Source organism: Sphingomonas sp. KC8, assembly GCF_002151445.1.
Taxonomy (GTDB): Bacteria; Pseudomonadota; Alphaproteobacteria; order Sphingomonadales; family Sphingomonadaceae; genus Sphingomonas_E.
The window spans coordinates 2,015,400-2,031,899 of record NZ_CP016306.1 but is presented as its reverse complement, the minus strand read 5'-3'; the positions used below and the strand labels follow the sequence as shown (position 1 = coordinate 2,031,899).

Here is a 16,500-nt window from a genome sequence, read left to right as displayed (position 1 = left end):
TCCGAAGGAACGGGATGATGGCGGTCGCGGATCAGCCGCAGGACAAGGCGGCATCCCGTTTCGCGATCTAGCGCTGACGGCCGTTCACGCGGCCTTCAGTTTTGTGGTAGCACTTCGGCTATCATGACAGTGTTTATCCCGGCCCTGCGGGGCATCAGCCATTCCAGCCTGTTGATCGGGGCGCTGTTGCTGGCGGCGCCCGCGCTGGCGGCCGAACCCGATACCGCCCAGATCATCCGGCTGACGCCCGAACAAAAGGCTGCGGCATTGGAAGGCGGCAGCGAAGCGAAGGCGGATGCGGCGCTCAATCGCGCGGCGGGCGGGGGCGCGGATCGCGCAATCGATGGCGAAGTCGGCGCGATGATCGGGACGGGCGGTGCGCGTGGCGTGTTCGGCACGGCGGCGATCCCACTTGGCGACAATGCCGGCGCGATCATCTCGTTTGAAAATTCGCGCTACGGCAATCGGCGCTAAAAAAATCACGAGGCAAGGGTGGAGCGGCCCCGCGCAGGCGGAACCGCTCCATTGTCATTTTAGCGTTGTTCGACGTCCACGCGGCCGATCGTCCCGCCGGTGAAGGCATAGCCGATCGGTGCATTTTCCGGATAACGGCCAGCGGCCGATCCGGTGTCCAGCCCGACATCGAACGTCTCGTTGATCGAGAAGAACGCCATCGGGGTTGCCGGCAGGCTGTCTGTCGCGGCCTGCTTGTCGTTGACCAGCAGGCTTAGCTGCCCGCCCTTGCCAAAGCCCTTGCCGGCATAATCGAAATTGACGCGCAGCACGTTCTTGCCGGGGGCCAGTGGTTCACCGACCAGATCGACGGTCTTGATGTCGAACAGGCGGTAGGTGAATACCGGACGGCGCTGAGCGTCGATGTAGAGCGACCAGCCGGCCGCGGTGCCGCCGATCGTGGCGATCACGCCCTGCGACGCATCGGTGGTTTCGATTTCGGAACTAAGCCCCCAGGACCGGTTGGTCATCGTCGGCACCGCCTTTTCGGGCACGCTGATCGAACCGGGATAATAGGTTGCGCGCTTGGCGCCATGCGAGGGATCGGGCAGGCCCGAAACGATCGACTGGCCGCGCAGCGGCAACACCTGATTGGCAGCGGCTTCCTGCATGAACAGGGCTTTCATGTCGTCCAGCCGCTTGGGATCCTTGGCGGCCAGATTGTTTGCCTGCGAGAAATCGGCGCGCAGGTCGTACAATTCCCACGTGTCGCTTTCGAACGGCTTGTTATCGACCTTCATGCCGATGCCCCACGGCAGGCGGGTGTGGAATGCCGATGCCATCCAGCCATCATGATAGATGGCGCGGTGGCCGAAGACCTCGAAATATTGCGTCTTGTGGCGTTCGGGCGCCTTGGCATCGGTGAAGCTGTAGACAAGGCTGGTGCCGTTGACCGGCTTTTGCGCAACGCCATTCACTTCGGCCGGCGCCTGAATGCCCACGGCTTCCAGGATGGTCGGCATGATATCGTTGACGTGGCCGAACTGGCTGCGCAGGCCGCCCTTGTCGGTGATCCGCTTGGGCCAGCTGATCACCATCGGGTTGCGGGTGCCGCCCAGATGCGACGCGACCGTCTTGGTCCACTGGAACGGCGCGTTGTTCGCCCAGGCCCAGGCCGAATTGACATGGGCATAGCTGTCGGCGGCACCGATCTTGTCGATCCGCGCCATCTTGCCTTCTTCGGATTCAGGAAGGCCCTGCAAAGCGCCCATATAATTGAGGCTGCCGGTCAGGCCGCCTTCGGCGGACGCACCATTGTCACCGACGATATAGATGAAGATCGTGTTGTCGAACTGGCCGCTGTCCTTCAGCGCCTGCGCCACCCGGCCCACCTGCGCATCGGTGTGCGCCAGGAACGCGGCGTAGGATTCCATCAGCCGCGACGCGAGCTTCTTCTGGTCGGGCGTCAGCGTGGACCATGCCGGCAGGCTTTCCGGGCGCGGGGTCAGCTTGGTGTTGGCCGGGATCACGCCCAGCTTCTTCTGGCGGGCGAAGATTTCCTCGCGCAGCTTGTCCCATCCCTGATCGAATTTGCCGCGATATTTTTCGATCCACGGTTCGGGCACCTGGATCGGCGCATGGATGCCGCCGGTGGCGAGGTAGAGGAAGAACGGCTTGTCGGGTGCCACCGCATGCTGGCTGCGCATCCATTCGATGCTGCGATCGGCCAGATCTTCGGACAGGTGATAATTCTTGCCCGGCTTGCGCAGCACCGGGGTGGTGCCGTCATACAGCGTCGGTTCGAACTGGTCGGTCTCGCCGCCCTGGAAGCCGTAGAATTTTTCGAAGCCTTCGCCGGTGGGCCAGCGATCGAACGGGCCGGCCTGCGAGATTTCCCAATCCGGGGTCTGGTGCCATTTGCCGAAGGCGGCGGTGTTATAGCCGTTCTGGCGCAGGATTTCGGCGACCGTTGCGGTGTCCTTGCCCTGGAAACCGGAATAGCCGGGGCGCGAATCCGCCGAATTCATCACCGCACCGATGCCGGCGGCGTGCGGGTTACGGCCGGTCAGCAGCGATGCACGCGTCGGCGAACAGATCGCGGTGGTGTGGAAACGGTTATAGCGCAGGCCATCGCGGGCCAGCGCATCCAGCGCCGTGGTCGCCGCCGGGCCGCCGAAGGTGGACGCCGCGCCAAAGCCCACATCGTCGAGCAGGACGAGAACGATATTGGGTGCGCCGGCGGGGGCCTTCTTCTGCTGGATGGCCGACGTGTCGGCTGCCGCCGCTGGCGCTGCGGCCATTGCCGGGGCGGCCAGCATCGTCGCCAGCGCACATGCGGATATCCCTATCGTCCTGATCGTTCGGCCCATCATCGTCTCCCTCGTTGGACTGTTGCCGGCATTGTGCCGTACGAGACTATTCAGTACAACAAGATTCATGAGGCAGCCTGTCGCGCGCCGTGCCGGCGCCGATATCCGGGGCAGGGCCCGTTGGACATGGAATGCCGGATGCGTGGCCGGCGAGCCTTGCCGCGCATCGCCGGGTGACGCATGGAGCGGGTGATGAAGCAGGAAGGAAAGACGGTGGACGGCATGATCGCAATCAAGGGCGGCCGGTTCCGCATGGGTTCGGACAGGCATTATCCCGAAGAAGCCCCCGCCCACGATGTGATCGTCGATGATTTCGCGATCGACGCGACGCCTGTCACCAACGCCCAGTTCGCGGCTTTCGTGGCCGCCACCGGCCACGTCACCTTCGCCGAAACGCCACCCAATCCCGATGATTATCCCGGCATCCTGCCGGAAATGATCCGCGCGGGATCGCTGGTTTTCACGCCCCCGCCGGGGCCGATAGAATTGCGCGATCCGTTCGCCTGGTGGTCTTTCACCTTCGATGCGGACTGGCGGCGGCCATATGGCCCGGGCAGCACGATCGACGGGCTGGACGATCACCCCGTCGTCCATATCGCTTATGCCGATGCGCAGGCTTATGCCGACTGGGCGGGAAAATCGCTGCCGACCGAAGCCGAGTGGGAGTTCGCCGCCCGCGGCGGGATCGCCGATGCCGATTATGCCTGGGGCGATGAACTGGAGCCGGGCGGCGTCCACCATGCCAATGTCTGGCAGGGGGCGTTCCCGTGGCAGAATCTGGGTGGCGACGGGTGGGAACGCACGTCGCCGGTGCGCAATTATCCCGCCAATGGCTATGGCCTGTTCGATATGATCGGCAATGTCTGGGAATGGACGGCGGACTGGTATGCCGATCGCCACGCCGCCAAGGACCCCGCCGCTTCGGCCTGCTGCGTACCGCGCAACCCACGCGGTGCGGTGGAAACCGAGAGCCGCGATCCGTGCATGCCCGATCTGGTGGTCGGCCGGCGCGTGCTGAAGGGCGGATCGCATCTGTGCGCGCCCAATTACTGCCAGCGTTATCGCCCGGCCGCGCGCTATGCCCAGCCGATCGATACGTCCACGTCGCATGTCGGCTTTCGTTGCGTGGTGCGATAGCGGCAGGTGCAGGCGGCTGGCGCGGATATGACGGCGATCATCATCGCCCCTGATCGGGATCGGCGGCAGCGGATCATGGCCGAAGCCGCGGTCCATTTCCTGCGCGACGGGTTCGAACGCACCAGCATCGATCGCATCGCCGCCGGCGCGCGGGTCAGCAAGCAAACGATCTATGAACATTTCCGTTCGAAGGAGGAATTGTTCGATCGGGTGGTCCGGGCGGAATTGCGCGACATGCCGGCCGAAGGGCTGGTGGCAGGCGGCGACGTTCAGGCGGCGCTCGATCGGTTTGCGCTGGGTGTCGCGGCGGCCTTTGCCGAACCGCGCAATCATGGCCTGTTTCGCGCCAGCATGGTTGTCACGCGTCGATTCACGGTGCTGGCCAACGCGCTGCATGATTACCGACGCGGCACCAGCCGGGCGCTAGCCGATTATCTGGATCGGCTGCTGGCTGAGGGACGTCTCGCGCCGTTCGAAGGCACCGCGCTCGATCTGGCAACGCGGATCGGGGGTATGGCGGTGGAGGGCAGCCGCTATTTTCTGGGGGAGCCGCTGCCGGCCGCCGCCGTGGGCGCCGCGCAGGCGCGCTTGGCCGTCGCGATTTTCCTGCACGGATTTCGCGCCGCGGCCGATCTGGATCAGGGCGACGATGTCGCGCCCGCTGCATTGGTTCCCGCGCTTGCCCCCGGTAGCGCGCAGATGCGGCTTTCGGCCGAACGTTTTGCTGGCCTGTGCGCGGCGGCGGTCGCCGAATTTGTTGCCAGTGGTTTTGAAGGCGCCAGTATCGATCGGATCATCGCGGCCGCCGGTGTCGGGCGATCGACCATCTATCGCCAGTTCGGCAACAAGGATGGCCTGTTCCGGTATGTGATCGGCCGCGAAATCGCCGCGATCATCGCGGATGAGGTGGCAGCGCCTGCGGGGCCGGATATCGAATCCCGGCTGGCGATGTTGGCGCGGATCGCGCTGGAACGCCACCTGGAACCCGCGTCGATCGGTTTGCACCATTTGCTTGTGCAGGAAGCCAAGGCGTTCCCTGATCTGGCGCGGGCGTTTTACGCAGCGCAGGTGGCGCGGGTCGGTCGTCCCTTCGCGGCGTTGCTGGTGCAAGAGGGGGCGCCTTCTCCGTCACCCGCCGTGGTGCGCGCTTTCCACACGTTGGCGACGTTCGGCGTGCGCTATTTCGCGACGGTGCGTTCGGTCAGCGAAGATGAGCGCGCGATGGCATCGCGACAGGCCGCGCGGATTATCCACCGGGGTCTCGGAGTGGAAAACCCAATCGATACTGCGGTGTAACGGGACGGGTTAACCGTTTGCCGATGCCATATTCTGTCCCGTTTGCGGGCATAAAAGAGATGTAGCAGTCAATAGTAATGCAACGAACAACGTTGTAGAGGGGCGGGCCGATCGCAAGATCGTTCATAAAAAGACAGTCACCAGCACCCGGGGGCATGGAATGACGGACTCTACTAACAGCATCTTGATTGAACTGACGGCCGATATCGTTTCGGCGCATGTATCGAACAATGTGGTGGGCAATGGCGATGTGCCGCAGCTCATCCAGGCGGTTCACGCAGCTCTGGCAAAGGCTGCCAGCGGCGGCCAGGCTGCCGAAGAAGCGCAGGCAGCGGAAAAGCCGGTCGGCGCGGTCGGTATTCGCAAATCGACCTCCAGTCCCGATCATATTCTCAGCATGATCGACGGCAAACCGTATAAGAGCCTGAAGCGGCACATCACCCGCCACGGCTATACGCCGGAAAGCTACCGCGAAACATTTGGCCTGCCGGCCACCTATTCACTGGTTGCGCCGGCCTATAGCGAACATCGTCGCGCGGTTGCCAAGCAACTCGGCCTCGGCCGTAAGAAAGCAGCCCCTGCGCCGGCGAAGGCGGCTCCGGCTGCGCGTCGTCCGCGCAAGGCCGCCCAGCCCAAGGGCTGATTGTTCGCGGTTGCCCGCGCCGGCTGCAATCCTGCGCCGGCGCGGGCAAACGCGTTCACGTCACGGGCGCGGCGGCGTCGCGCGCGTGATGCGAACGTCGCCAACCTCGCCCGGAAAGGCGAATGGCGCGGCATAAGACCGGCCAACCGGCGACCCGCAGGTCCGCCCGACGCACAGGGCGCCCAGATAGGATGGCAGGGCGATCCTGGGGATCGCGCCTTCGCCCGCCACCACCCCATCGATCGTCAGCCGGCCAATCGCATTCGCGCCGCGCCCCGTAAGTTCGAACGCGATGCTGTGCGCGCCCGGCGCCACGGGCCGGGACGATCGGATCACGTCCCAATGCTTCCCGCCAACATTGTTCTGGTACACCAGATGGCCGTCCTGGATCAGCAGGGCGGAACCGCCCTCACGCGCGCCGTTGGACAGGATCGTGCCGTCTGCACCATTGGCGGGCACGGTGATGCTGGCGGTGATCGTGTGTGGCCCGAACAGCAACGGCGCGCCCGTCAGCGACGGGATCGGTGCGCCATCGCGCTGGAACAGAAATTCGCCGCGCCCGGCTTCCAGCGAAGGTTTGGACGTGTCGAAGGCGATATTGGTTACCATCGGCAGCACATCGTTGCGTTCGGCTTCGCTTTGGAACAGTGCCTTCAACTCGGCGAGCCGTTCGGGATATTTGGCGGCAAGATCGATCGCCTGCGAAAAATCGCGCGACAGATCGTACAATTCCCATTTGTCCTGATCCACCGATAGCGAACGGTTCGCCAGTTGCCATGGCAGGCTGTGGCGGGCGCTGGCCATCCAGCCATCGCGATAGATGGCGCGGTTGCCGAACATTTCGAAATATTGGGTGCGGTGGGCCGGTGGCGTCGCCTTGCCCTTCAACGTGGTGGCAAAGCTGATGCCGTCCATGCTTTTTTGCGGCACGCCATCCACGCTGTCGGGCGCGGTGATGCCGACGATATCGTAGATCGTTGGCACGACATCGATGACATGCGCGAATTGCGGGCGCAGCGCCCCCGGTTCACCGATCTTGCCCGGCCACGCAATCACCATCGGGTTGCGCGTGCCGCCCAGATGCGACGCGATCTGCTTGGTCCACTGGAACGGCGTGTTGATCGCCCAGGCCCACGGGATCGCGAAATGATTGTCGAGCGTGTCTCCGCCCAGCGCATCGATCCGCTTCAACTGGGTCTGCACGTCATCGGCGCCGACGCCGTAGAAGATATCCGCCAGATTATGATCGGATCCGTTCATCCCGCCTTCGGCCGATCCGCCATTGTCGCCCATGATGTACATCACCACGGTGTTGGCGCCGCCGGGGCCTTTGCGTGCCGCATCGATCATCCGGCCGATTTCATGGTCGGTATGCGCGAGGAACGCGGCATAAACTTCCATCTGCCGCGCATAGAGCCGCTTTTCGTCGGCGGACCGGCTGTCCCATGACGGCAGTTCGGCCGGTCGCGGGGTGAGCCTGGCGTCCTTGGGCACCACGCCCAGTTTCTTCTGGCGGGCGAAGATTTCCTCGCGCAGCCTGTCCCACCCCTGATCGAACTTGCCGCGATATTTATCGATCCACTCGCGCGGCACCTGATGCGGCGCATGGGTGGCGCCGGGGGCGAAATAGAGGAAATAGGGCTTGTCGGGGGCCAGCGCCTGATGTGTGTGCAGCCAGCTTACCGCGTCGTCGGCAATGTCGGCCGTGAAATGGTAGTTCGGCTTGTCGGGGGTCGGGGTGATGCTGGTGTTGCGGTACAGGATCGGCGCCCACTGATCGGCCTCGCCCGCCATGAATCCATAGAAATATTCGAAACCCAGCCCAGTCGGCCAGCGATCGAACGGTCCCACGGGGCTGGATTCCCAATTGGGCGTATTGTGCCATTTGCCGAAGGCAGCGGTGCTGTATCCGGTTCTGCGCAAGACATCGGCCACCGACGCGGTCGATTTCGGCCAGACGCCATTATAGCCCGTCTGGGCGACTTCGCTGCCCGATGCGATCGCGAAATTCACGCGATGCTGGTTCCGCCCGGTCAGCAAGGCGGCGCGCGTCGGCGAACAGACGGCGGTGGTGTGGAACTGGTTGAAGCGCAGCCCTTCGCTGGCCAGCCTGTCGAACACAGCCGTTGCGGACGGCCCGCCAAAGGCGCTGGGCGCGCCAAAGCCGACATCGTCGAGCAGGATGAGGATGATGTTCGGCGCACCGGCCGGCGCAACAGGGGGCTGTGGCCACGGTGATGCGGGTGAAGGGGCGGCGGGCTGCGCTGCCGGTGCCATATTGGCTGCCACCGCCGGCAGTGCTGCCGTCATTCCGGCCACCATGGCGGCCAGCGCCACGCTTTTCGATGCGCTTCGATACGCCATATCTCTCTCCCTGTTGGTCTTATAAGTGAATACACTTAAATTGCTTGTCAAGCCAAGGCGTGCGAGCAGGGCCGGCAGCGATGGTCGGCGGGAGACGGGAATGACGGGAACGACGCGTTCAGGCGATCGGCCAGCCGGGCGAACGGCTGCGCGGTCCGCCACGCGGGCGCGGCTGATGGCGGCCGGCGAACGGCTGATCGGGCTGCACGGAATCGACGGCATTTCGCTGGAAGACATTGCCCGCCATGCGGGGCAGGCGAACAAATATGCCGTGCAATATCATTTCGGCAGCCGCGACGGGCTGATCCAGGCGATCCTCGATGCGCGCATTTCCGCGGTCGAAGCCCGGCGCCAGGCGCTTATGGCGACGATGGACCCTGCCAGTGCGGTATCGATCCTGGCGGTGTTCGTCGGGCCGCTGGCCGAACAGGTGGATGCCGATGGCGATTGCGCGTTTGCGCGCTTTCTTCTTCAGTTTGCCACCCAGTTCCAGCCATGGCCGAACATCGTCCATCCGTTGCGCGCAGCGGGGCAGGGCAGTGTTTCGCTAATGTTGTTCAAGGCGCTGTGTGGCGCGATCCCCACGGTTGCGCCGGCAGTGCTTGGGCGGCGGCTGATGCTGTTGATGCACCTGCCCTTGCGCGCCTTGCTTCCGGCGGATGCGGCCATGGCCGAGGCCTATGCGCCCACCCCGCTTGCGGATGTCATCGCGATGATGGCGGCAGCGCTGGCGGTGCCCGAACCGGCGTAATGGCCGCCTGTGCCGGGTGGCGATATCGTCCCCCGCCGTCGCGGATTGATGGCGGGTGCTATCCGCCCCATCATCGCCAGAACCGTTTGGCATCCAGCACCGCAGCGCATGCGGCGGCGGCCTCGATGATCAGCGTTTCCCGTTCGGCGGGATCGATTGGGGGCTGGGCGCCGTCCATTCCGATCTGGCGGAACAGTTCGGGTATGGTGGCGATGTCGTTCAGCCGGCCCAGCCGTTCCTGCAGGATTTCCAGCGCGTCACTGATGGCGGCGTGCCGTTTGGCGGCTTTGCGGCTCTTGAACAATGGCCCGAAATATTCGGTTGCGTAGCGCAGTCTCTTCGCCGCGATCCGCACCCGGTGCCGTTCTTCATCGTCCCGTTCGTTCAGCGGTCCGGCCTGCTTTATCCGGCGGCGAAACCGATCGAGCGCGGCTGCGGCCGCATCGGGCAACCGGACATCGCACAGATCCGCGTCCACCGGGGCGGTCCGCCATGGGCCGATCGCGATCCATTCCGCCAGATCGAGCATCAGGCTGGCGCACGCCGGTCCGTTCAAAATGGCGATCGCGGCATCATAGGCCGCCATGCGGTGGCGCGCCAGTTGGTGGCGCAGCGCTTCGTCCGCCGTGGTGTCGATCAGCACGTCGATCGCGCGCGCCAGCGCCATTCCGTCGCCAACGGATCGCAGGCGTTCTGCCATCGTGTCGCGGCGGTCGTCGTTCAGCATGGCGCGAAACATCGAGATGGCCGATCGCAGCCGCCGCAGTGCTACGCGCGCCTGATGCAGCGCGGCGGGATCGCGCCTGGTCCTGACCAATATTTCGTTCAGCCGGAACTGGCGCAGGCAGGCTGCCGCGATTGCCTCGAAACCTTCGGCGGATGTCATGTCCGGGGTCAGTGGTACGGCTTGCGCCCGGACGGCGCTTTCGTTGAGCCGGGCCACCAGGCGATAGCCTCGCTCGGCCTTGCTCAATATGCCGCAACGGGCTGGCGCAATGCCGGCCAATGCCCTGGCGAAACCGAAGAGCGCGGCGGGTGCGCCCTCCTTCAGTTCCAGTTCGACTTCGCAGAAATCCTCGGAACGGCCGGCGGCGACGACGGTGCCATGATCAATCGCCAGTTCGATGGCGGCATCGCCGAATTGCAGATTGCGCAGGCGGCGTTCCACGCGAACTTCGAAAACGGGCGCCAGCCTTGCCGGATCGAAGCCGCCGATCAGCGTGTGCAGCGGCATGCTTTCGTCGATTGTCGGCCAGTCGCCGATCGCCTCGCGTTCCCATTCCCGGCGGGCAAACAAGCCGACGGCGGCGGCGCCCGCCACCTTCAATGTCTGGATTCTCCGCCCGTCCGTGCGACGTATGCGTAAGGACAGCCCCGCTGCACGCAACGCCTGATCCGGTGTGTCGAAATAGACGGCGTGGTGCGTGTGGTCATGCGCCGCGATTCCGGTAAGCAACGGCGAAGCTTCCATCATGGCGGCGGACGCCGGTGTAACATCCAGCTTCAGTTCGATTTCGTCCTGATGCGCCACGAACCGGGATCCCCATTAATCTGTGGAGGCAGGGATGTGGTTTCGGCGAAAGCGGAATGCGGCGTCAAGTGCACTTCGTCATGGCGATTTACGTCGCATTATCGGATCTTATCCTTTTCGATCGCGAAAAGCATAGAAATTTCAAGAATAAATCGATAATGACAAGGCAGGAGTCGATCATGGATCGATGTGAAGTCATATTGGTATCGGGAGCGCGGCATGGCGGACGAGCGGGATATTGCACTTATTGAGCTTGCAGCCGACATCGTGTCAGCGCACCTGTCGAACAATATGGTTGCGATGTCTGATGTTCCAATGCTGATCCAGTCTGTGCATCAGGCATTGGCTGCAGCCGCTTCGGGTGTCGGTAGTCCGTCAGAAGAACCGAGTATTGAAAAACCGGTTGCCGCCGTCAGTGTCCGTAAATCCATCTCCGATCCCGAACAGATCATCAGCATGATTGATGGAAAGCCGTATAAAAGTTTGAAGCGCCATATTACGCGCCACGGATATACGCCAGAAAGCTATCGCGAGGCGTTCGGCCTGCCGGCAGGCTATCCGATGGTCGCGCCCGCCTATAGCGAACGTCGTCGTGCGGTAGCCAAACAACTTGGGCTGGGCCGGAAAAAGGGAGAACGCCCAGCGCCCCGACGCAATGGGGCGGCCAAGCCGGCTGCGGCGCCGGCCACCCGGACGCGCAAGCCCAAAGCCTGACGGAGCGCAGGCGGCAGGTGGATTGCGCAATCCACCTGCGGTCTGCCGTGATCCGCCGGACGCATGCGCGTGTCTCGCTGGCGCCGCCAATCGCGCCCCGGCAATCTATCGCGATCTACGCCCCGATAGCGCCATCTGTGTGGCGGCCATCGCCCGTGCGCGGCGCGGATCGGCCTGTGTGTCCGGCCCCTTTGGTCGCAAATTTGTTGATCGGGTTCATTAGCGTGCTAACTAAATATAGTGGTAAGACGTGCCCTTGAACGCCGGTTGGCGATGCGACTCACGCCGGTGGCGCGGCAATGGCGATTGGTGGGTGATCAGGCGCTGGCGCGGTTGGGCCTGTCCAGTTCCACCGGCTGGTGCCTTATCTATCTGGATCGAATGGGGGATGATGTTCGACAGGCGGATCTTGCCCGCGCGGTCGAGATTTCCGATGCGACCCTGGTGCGCACCCTGCATCAGCTTGAAGCGTCCGGGCTGATCGCGCGCCATCCCGATATAGAAGATAAACGGGTCAACCGGATCCGGCTGACCGAAGCAGGGCGCACGATGGTCGGCCCGATCGAGGCACAACTGGCCGACATTCGACAGGCGTTGCTGGCGGGTGTCTCCGATGCCGACATTTCCGCCGCGCTGCGTGTCTGCGAAGCGCTGGGTGAGGGGCTGGCCGCGCGCCGCGGCGGCGTGCCATGAGTGCGCGTTACGGTTTTCCGGCGGCGTTGTTCGCGCTGAAATGTTATGCGGCGGCGATGCTGGCGCTCTACATCGCGCTGCGCATTGGCCTGCCCCGGCCTTATTGGGCCGTTTCAACCGCGATCATCGTGTCGCAACCGTTGGCAGGGGCGGTGCTGTCCAAGGCGATTTTCCGGCTGGTCGGCACGGTTGTCGGCGGGGCGGCGGCCGTGCTGATGGTGCCCAACCTCGTCAACGCGCCCGAATTGCTGGTGCTGGCTTTCGGGCTGTGGCTGGGGTTGTGCGTGTTCGTATCGGTGCTCGATCGCACGCCGCGTTCCTATCTGTTCGTCCTTGCCGGCTACAGCGCGTGCATCATCGGCCTGCCCAGCGTCGACGCGCCGGGCGATATTTTCCAGACCGCGATCCTGCGCACGCAGGAAATCGGCATCGGCATCCTGTGTGCCAGCCTGATCCATGGCGTCGTCTTTCCCGGGTCGGTTGCCGGATTGGTGCTGCGCCGGGTGGACGGCATGTTGCGCGACGCGGAAATCTGGTCGCGGGATTCGCTGGCGGAAGAAGATGTTCCCGATCTCGATCGTGAACGGCGCCGCCTTGCGCTCGATATTTCGGAATTGCACCAGCTTTCGGTGCACCTGCCGTTCGAAACCAGCCGGATCGCGCCGCGCGTGCGCACGGTGCGGGCGTTGCAGGATCAATTGTCGCTGTTGCTGCCGCTGGCGGCGGCGGTGGACGATCGGATGAAGATGCTGGTGCGCGACGGCCGGCCGTTGCATGGCGCGATTGCCGCCCTGATCGAAGACACCCGCGAATGGCTGGCTGATCCCGGCACCGATCTGGCTGCGCGCGATGCGGCGGCCGAACGCTTGCGCGCCCGCTGCGCCCGGCTGGAACCCGTGGTCACGCCCGATCTGGCGTGGGACGATGCGTTGCGGCTCAGCCTGCTGTCGCGGTTGTCGAGCCTGATCGCGGCGCACCGCGATTGCCGCGATCTGCGTGATCAGATGCAGACGCATTCGCGCCAGCCCGTCACGGCGCGTGTCGCCGAACTGCTCGAACAGCGCCGCAACCGTGAACTGCACCGCGATTATGCCGGGGCGTTGCGCGCGGCATTCGGTGCGGCGCTTACCGTGATTGTCGGCTGTGCCTTGTGGATCGGTAGCGGCTGGCAGGATGGTGGTGGCGCGGTGATGATCGCCGGTATCTTCCTGGCCTTGTTCGCCTCGGTCGATGATGCGACGGTTCCGCTCAAGATTTTCATGGTCGGCACGGTCATCGCGGTGCTGGCGGGGGCGATCTACGCCTTTGCCATACTGCCCCGGCTCGATGGTTTCCCGATGCTGGCCATCGCCTTTGCGCCGGTGCTGCTGATCGCGGGTTCGCTGATGGCGTCCCCTCGCTATGGTCCGGTTGCGCTGGCGACGATGATGGGTTTTGCCAGCCCCAGCCTGATCGCGGCCCATTATGACAGCCAGTTCGCGCCTTATGTGAATGGCGGGATTGCCCAGATCGTCGGGATTTGGTTCGCCATCGTGATGAGCCGCTTGCTGCAGTCGGCCGGGGCGGAAGGGGCGGTGCGCCGGATCGTGAAGGCCGGGTGGGCGGATATTGCGGGGCGCAGCAATTCGGCGGCCACCCCCGATCTGCGCGGCTGGATCAACCGGATGCTCGATCGGGTCGCTTTGCTGGTGCCGCGCGTTAGCGGGCGCGGGGAGGACGCGGGACAGCCGCTTTTCGCGGCGCTGCGCGATTTGCGCACGGGCGTCGCGATCGGCGAATTGCGCCAGTTGCGGATGGATTTGCCGCCGGCCGAACGCGCGCCGATCACCCCCGTGCTGCGCGATGTGGGCGCTTATTATGGGGGCCTCGATCCGGCGAACCCGCTGCCGCCCGAGGCGGGCTTGCTCGATCGGATCGATGGGGCGCTGGCAGCGATTATCACCAACCCTTCGGCGGAAACCCGTCGGGCGGGGGCGCTTGCGCTTGTCAGTCTTCGGCGCAATCTGTTTCCCGATGCGCCGGCGTACGGGAAGGTTGCGGCATGATCGGTGAAACCGCCATCGGTGGCGTATTCGTGCCCACCTTGCTGCTGCTGGCCCTTGGCGCGCTGCTGCTGACCGGTTTCGTCGTCCGCTATGTCGGGCTATTCGGTCTCTATCGTTTCGTTGCCTATCGCGCGCTGGTCGATCTGGCGCTTTTCGTCCTGATCCTTGGTGGCCTTGCCTGGGCCTTCATGCTTTTCGGTATCCAGCTATGAACAAGATGCTTGCCGCCATCACGCGCAGCGCAGCGACGATCATCATCGTCATCCTCGCGGTGCTTGTCGCGATATGGATGTGGAATCATTATGAACGCAGCCCATGGACGCGTGACGGCCGGGTGCGGGCCGATGTGGTGCGGGTGACGCCCGATATTCCGGGGCTGATCACGCAGGTCGCGGTGCATGACAATCAGGTGGTGAAGCCGGGCGATCTGCTGTTCGTGATCGATCGGCCGCGTTATTCGCTCGCGCTCGATCAGGCGCAGGCGCAGATCGCCAGCGCGAAGGCGACGCTGGCGCAGGCGCGGCGTGAAGCATCGCGCGATATCGGCCTGGGCGATCTGGTGGCGGCCGAAACGCACGAACAGAATGTCGCGCGTGTCGAAACCGCGCGTGCCGCGCTTGCCGTGGCGCTGACGGGCGTGGCGGCCGCAAGGCTCAACCTGGTGCGCACCGAAGTGCGCGCACCGGTCAACGGCATCGTCACCAACCTTGATCTGCATCCTGGCGACTTCATTGCCGCCGGCCAGCAGGCGATGGCGCTGGTTGATACCGATAGCCTGCGGGTGGAAGGTTATTTCGAAGAAACCAAGCTGCCACGCATCCATGTCGGCGCGCCCGTCACCGTGCACCTGATGGGCGAGGACAAGGCGCTGAAGGGCCGCGTGGAAAGCATCGCGGCGGGCATCAACGACAGTGGCCGGTCGAACTCCTCCAACCTCTTGCCCGATGTCGAACCGACCTTTTCGTGGGTGCGGCTGGCGCAGCGCATTCCGGTGCGGGTGAAACTGGTCGATGTGCCCAGGGACGTCCGTCTCATCGTCGGGCGGACGGCCACGGTTTCGGTCGATCCCGGGGATGGCCGATGATGCGATCGGCATCGGCCGGGCTGCTCGCGCTGGCGCTGGCCGGCTGCACCACCGCTGGCCCGTATTATCAGCGGCCAGCACAGGCGGTGGCGCTGGCGCCGGCGGCCAATGCTAATTTTGCCGCCGCCGCCGATCGCGCCTTTGCCGCGCAAGCGCTGCCCGATCGCTGGTGGCGGCTGTATGACGATCCCGCGCTCGATGCGCTGGTCGAACAGGCGCTGGCGGCGAATAAGGATCTGCGCGCGGCCGACGCCAATCTGCGCCGCGCTACCGCGATCGTGCAGGAAGTGGCGGCTGGCCGTACGCTTTCGACCACCGCCAGCGGCGGGGTGGATCTGACGCGGGCATCCGGCACGGGGATCAGCCTGCCGGGTATCCTTGGCTATGATGTCGGCCTGTCGGCATCCTATCCGGTGGATATCGCCGGCAAGATCCGCCGCGCGATCGAGGCGGCGGCGGGTGATGCCGAAGCGGTGCGGGCCGCCCGTGATGATGTGCGCGTCACCGTCGCCGCCGCCACGGCGCGCGCTTATGTCGATGTGTGCGCGGCCAATTACAGCCTTGCGGTCAACCGTCAGGTCGTCGCGATCCAGCGCAGGACGCTGGATGCCACCCGGCGGTTGCAGCGTGGCGGGCGGGGCACCGCCTTCGATGTCAGCCGTGCGCAGGCTGTGGTCGATCAAAGCGAGGCGAACTTGCCCGGATTCGCCGGCCAGCGGCAGGCGGCCTTGTTCCGGCTGGCGACGTTGCTGGGCAAGCCGCCGGCCGATTATCCGCGCGATGTGGCCGATTGTGCGCGGCTGCCGGCGATGCGCCGTCCCTTGCCGATGGGCGACGGCGCGGCGCTGATCCGTCGCCGGCCGGATATTCGCGCGGCCGAACGCGCGCTGGCCGCCGATACCGCGCGGATCGGGGTGGCGATGGCGGATCTTTATCCGCAGGTCCGCCTTGGCGGATCGGTTGGGCTGGGCGGTGCGGCCAGGGATATCGCGACCGGATCGTCCTTTGGCTTCAGCCTTGGCCCGCTGATCAACTGGTCGTTCCCCAATCGTCCGGTGGTGAAGGCACGGATCGCGCAGGCGGGCGCGCAGGTGGAGGCGGACGTCGCCACGTTCGATGCGGTCGTCCTCGAAGCGCTGCGGCAAACCGAAACCGCGCTCAGCAATTATGCCCGGACACGGGACCGGGCCACCGCGCTTGATCGGGTGCGGGATGCGTCGGCGCTATCGGCGGGACAGGCGGATCGCTTGTTCCGCTTCGGCCGGTCCGATTTCCTCAACTTGCTGGATGCCCAGCGCGGGCTGGCGGCGGCGGAATCCGCGCGGGCGGCGGCACAGGTTCAACTGGCGCAGGACGAAATCGTGATCTTCCTGGCGCTGGGCGGCGGCTGGCAGGATGCGGTGGCGCCGGGCGAATAAGC

Annotated in this window: 14 protein-coding genes; 11 read left to right on the top strand and 3 right to left on the bottom strand. The window is 64.8% G+C overall.

Annotated elements, in window-relative coordinates; translation table 11 throughout:
- Window positions 1-123: 123 nt before the first annotated feature.
- The gene (locus KC8_RS09605; protein ID WP_050805400.1) at window positions 124-474 is read left to right on the top strand and encodes a hypothetical protein; all 351 of its coding nucleotides are present in this window, start codon (window positions 124-126) and stop codon (window positions 472-474) included.
- Window positions 475-533: 59 nt separating this feature from the next.
- Here the strand turns inward: KC8_RS09605 and KC8_RS09600 are convergent, their stop codons facing one another.
- A complete protein-coding gene (locus KC8_RS09600; protein WP_198360976.1) occupies window positions 534-2,822 on the bottom strand; it encodes an arylsulfatase in 2,289 nt (762 codons plus the stop codon).
- Between the two features lie 192 nt (window positions 2,823-3,014).
- On the opposite strand from KC8_RS09600, the gene KC8_RS09595 reads away from it, so the two are divergent.
- The 3 genes from KC8_RS09595 to KC8_RS09585 all read left to right on the top strand — a co-directional run bounded on the left by KC8_RS09595 (window position 3,015) and on the right by KC8_RS09585 (window position 5,898).
- Window positions 3,015-3,959, top strand: coding sequence for a formylglycine-generating enzyme family protein (locus tag KC8_RS09595; RefSeq protein WP_037496120.1), 945 nt, complete (start codon window positions 3,015-3,017; stop codon window positions 3,957-3,959).
- 27 nt (window positions 3,960-3,986) lie between these two features.
- A complete protein-coding gene (locus KC8_RS09590) occupies window positions 3,987-5,255 on the top strand; it encodes a TetR/AcrR family transcriptional regulator (protein ID WP_050805406.1) in 1,269 nt (422 codons plus the stop codon).
- Between the two features lie 160 nt (window positions 5,256-5,415).
- Window positions 5,416-5,898, top strand: coding sequence for a MucR family transcriptional regulator (locus KC8_RS09585; protein ID WP_029624534.1), 483 nt, complete (start codon window positions 5,416-5,418; stop codon window positions 5,896-5,898).
- A 60-nt stretch (window positions 5,899-5,958) separates the two neighbouring features.
- Here the strand turns inward: KC8_RS09585 and KC8_RS09580 are convergent, their stop codons facing one another.
- Window positions 5,959-8,262, bottom strand: a complete 2,304-nt coding sequence (locus KC8_RS09580) for a sulfatase-like hydrolase/transferase (protein WP_010125457.1) — start codon at window positions 8,260-8,262, stop codon at window positions 5,959-5,961.
- 100 nt (window positions 8,263-8,362) lie between these two features.
- Here KC8_RS09580 and KC8_RS09575 point away from each other — a divergent pair, with 100 nt between their 5' ends.
- Window positions 8,363-9,013 carry a TetR/AcrR family transcriptional regulator gene (locus KC8_RS09575; protein ID WP_010125458.1) on the top strand — a complete coding sequence of 217 codons (651 nt, stop codon included), beginning with the start codon at window positions 8,363-8,365 and terminating at the stop codon, window positions 9,011-9,013.
- Window positions 9,014-9,083: 70 nt separating this feature from the next.
- On the opposite strand, the gene KC8_RS09570 is transcribed toward KC8_RS09575, so the two are convergent.
- On the bottom strand, window positions 9,084-10,544 hold the full coding sequence (locus KC8_RS09570; RefSeq protein ID WP_010125459.1) for a CYTH and CHAD domain-containing protein: 1,461 nt from the start codon (window positions 10,542-10,544) through the stop codon (window positions 9,084-9,086).
- Window positions 10,545-10,763: 219 nt separating this feature from the next.
- On the opposite strand from KC8_RS09570, the gene KC8_RS09565 reads away from it, so the two are divergent.
- The 6 genes from KC8_RS09565 (at window position 10,764) to KC8_RS09540 (ending at window position 16,498) form a co-directional block, all read left to right on the top strand.
- A complete protein-coding gene (locus tag KC8_RS09565) occupies window positions 10,764-11,258 on the top strand; it encodes a MucR family transcriptional regulator (protein ID WP_010125460.1) in 495 nt (164 codons plus the stop codon).
- A 273-nt stretch (window positions 11,259-11,531) separates the two neighbouring features.
- Window positions 11,532-11,951 carry a MarR family winged helix-turn-helix transcriptional regulator gene (locus tag KC8_RS09560; protein ID WP_083831230.1) on the top strand — a complete coding sequence of 140 codons (420 nt, stop codon included), beginning with the start codon at window positions 11,532-11,534 and terminating at the stop codon, window positions 11,949-11,951.
- A complete protein-coding gene (locus KC8_RS09555) occupies window positions 11,948-13,996 on the top strand; it encodes an FUSC family protein (RefSeq protein WP_010125462.1) in 2,049 nt (682 codons plus the stop codon). The genes KC8_RS09560 and KC8_RS09555 overlap by 4 nt, the downstream gene beginning before the upstream one ends.
- Window positions 13,993-14,208, top strand: a complete 216-nt coding sequence (locus KC8_RS09550; protein WP_010125463.1) for a DUF1656 domain-containing protein — start codon at window positions 13,993-13,995, stop codon at window positions 14,206-14,208. Before KC8_RS09555 ends, KC8_RS09550 begins: the two co-directional genes overlap by 4 nt.
- On the top strand, window positions 14,205-15,080 hold the full coding sequence (locus KC8_RS09545) for an efflux RND transporter periplasmic adaptor subunit (protein ID WP_010125464.1): 876 nt from the start codon (window positions 14,205-14,207) through the stop codon (window positions 15,078-15,080). Before KC8_RS09550 ends, KC8_RS09545 begins: the two co-directional genes overlap by 4 nt.
- Window positions 15,077-16,498, top strand: a complete 1,422-nt coding sequence (locus KC8_RS09540) for an efflux transporter outer membrane subunit (RefSeq protein ID WP_010125466.1) — start codon at window positions 15,077-15,079, stop codon at window positions 16,496-16,498. Before KC8_RS09545 ends, KC8_RS09540 begins: the two co-directional genes overlap by 4 nt.
- The last annotated feature ends 2 nt before the right edge of the window (window positions 16,499-16,500 follow it).

Excerpts from the sequence above, each read along its gene's own strand:
- KC8_RS09575 (WP_010125458.1), top strand. The coding sequence starts at position 8,363 with ATGACGGGAACGACGCGTTCAGGCGATCGGCCAGCCGGGCGAACGGCT.
- KC8_RS09565 (WP_010125460.1), top strand. The coding sequence starts at position 10,764 with ATGGCGGACGAGCGGGATATTGCACTTATTGAGCTTGCAGCCGACATC.
- KC8_RS09600 (WP_198360976.1), bottom strand. The coding sequence starts at position 2,822 with ATGGGCCGAACGATCAGGACGATAGGGATATCCGCATGTGCGCTGGCG.
- KC8_RS09540 (WP_010125466.1), top strand. The coding sequence starts at position 15,077 with ATGATGCGATCGGCATCGGCCGGGCTGCTCGCGCTGGCGCTGGCCGGC.
- KC8_RS09595 (WP_037496120.1), top strand. The coding sequence starts at position 3,015 with ATGAAGCAGGAAGGAAAGACGGTGGACGGCATGATCGCAATCAAGGGC.
- KC8_RS09590 (WP_050805406.1), top strand. The coding sequence starts at position 3,987 with ATGACGGCGATCATCATCGCCCCTGATCGGGATCGGCGGCAGCGGATC.
- KC8_RS09585 (WP_029624534.1), top strand. The coding sequence starts at position 5,416 with ATGACGGACTCTACTAACAGCATCTTGATTGAACTGACGGCCGATATC.
- KC8_RS09580 (WP_010125457.1), bottom strand. The coding sequence starts at position 8,262 with ATGGCGTATCGAAGCGCATCGAAAAGCGTGGCGCTGGCCGCCATGGTG.
- KC8_RS09605 (WP_050805400.1), top strand. The coding sequence starts at position 124 with ATGACAGTGTTTATCCCGGCCCTGCGGGGCATCAGCCATTCCAGCCTG.
- KC8_RS09560 (WP_083831230.1), top strand. The coding sequence starts at position 11,532 with ATGCGACTCACGCCGGTGGCGCGGCAATGGCGATTGGTGGGTGATCAG.
- KC8_RS09545 (WP_010125464.1), top strand. The coding sequence starts at position 14,205 with ATGAACAAGATGCTTGCCGCCATCACGCGCAGCGCAGCGACGATCATC.
- KC8_RS09555 (WP_010125462.1), top strand. The coding sequence starts at position 11,948 with ATGAGTGCGCGTTACGGTTTTCCGGCGGCGTTGTTCGCGCTGAAATGT.
- KC8_RS09550 (WP_010125463.1), top strand. The coding sequence starts at position 13,993 with ATGATCGGTGAAACCGCCATCGGTGGCGTATTCGTGCCCACCTTGCTG.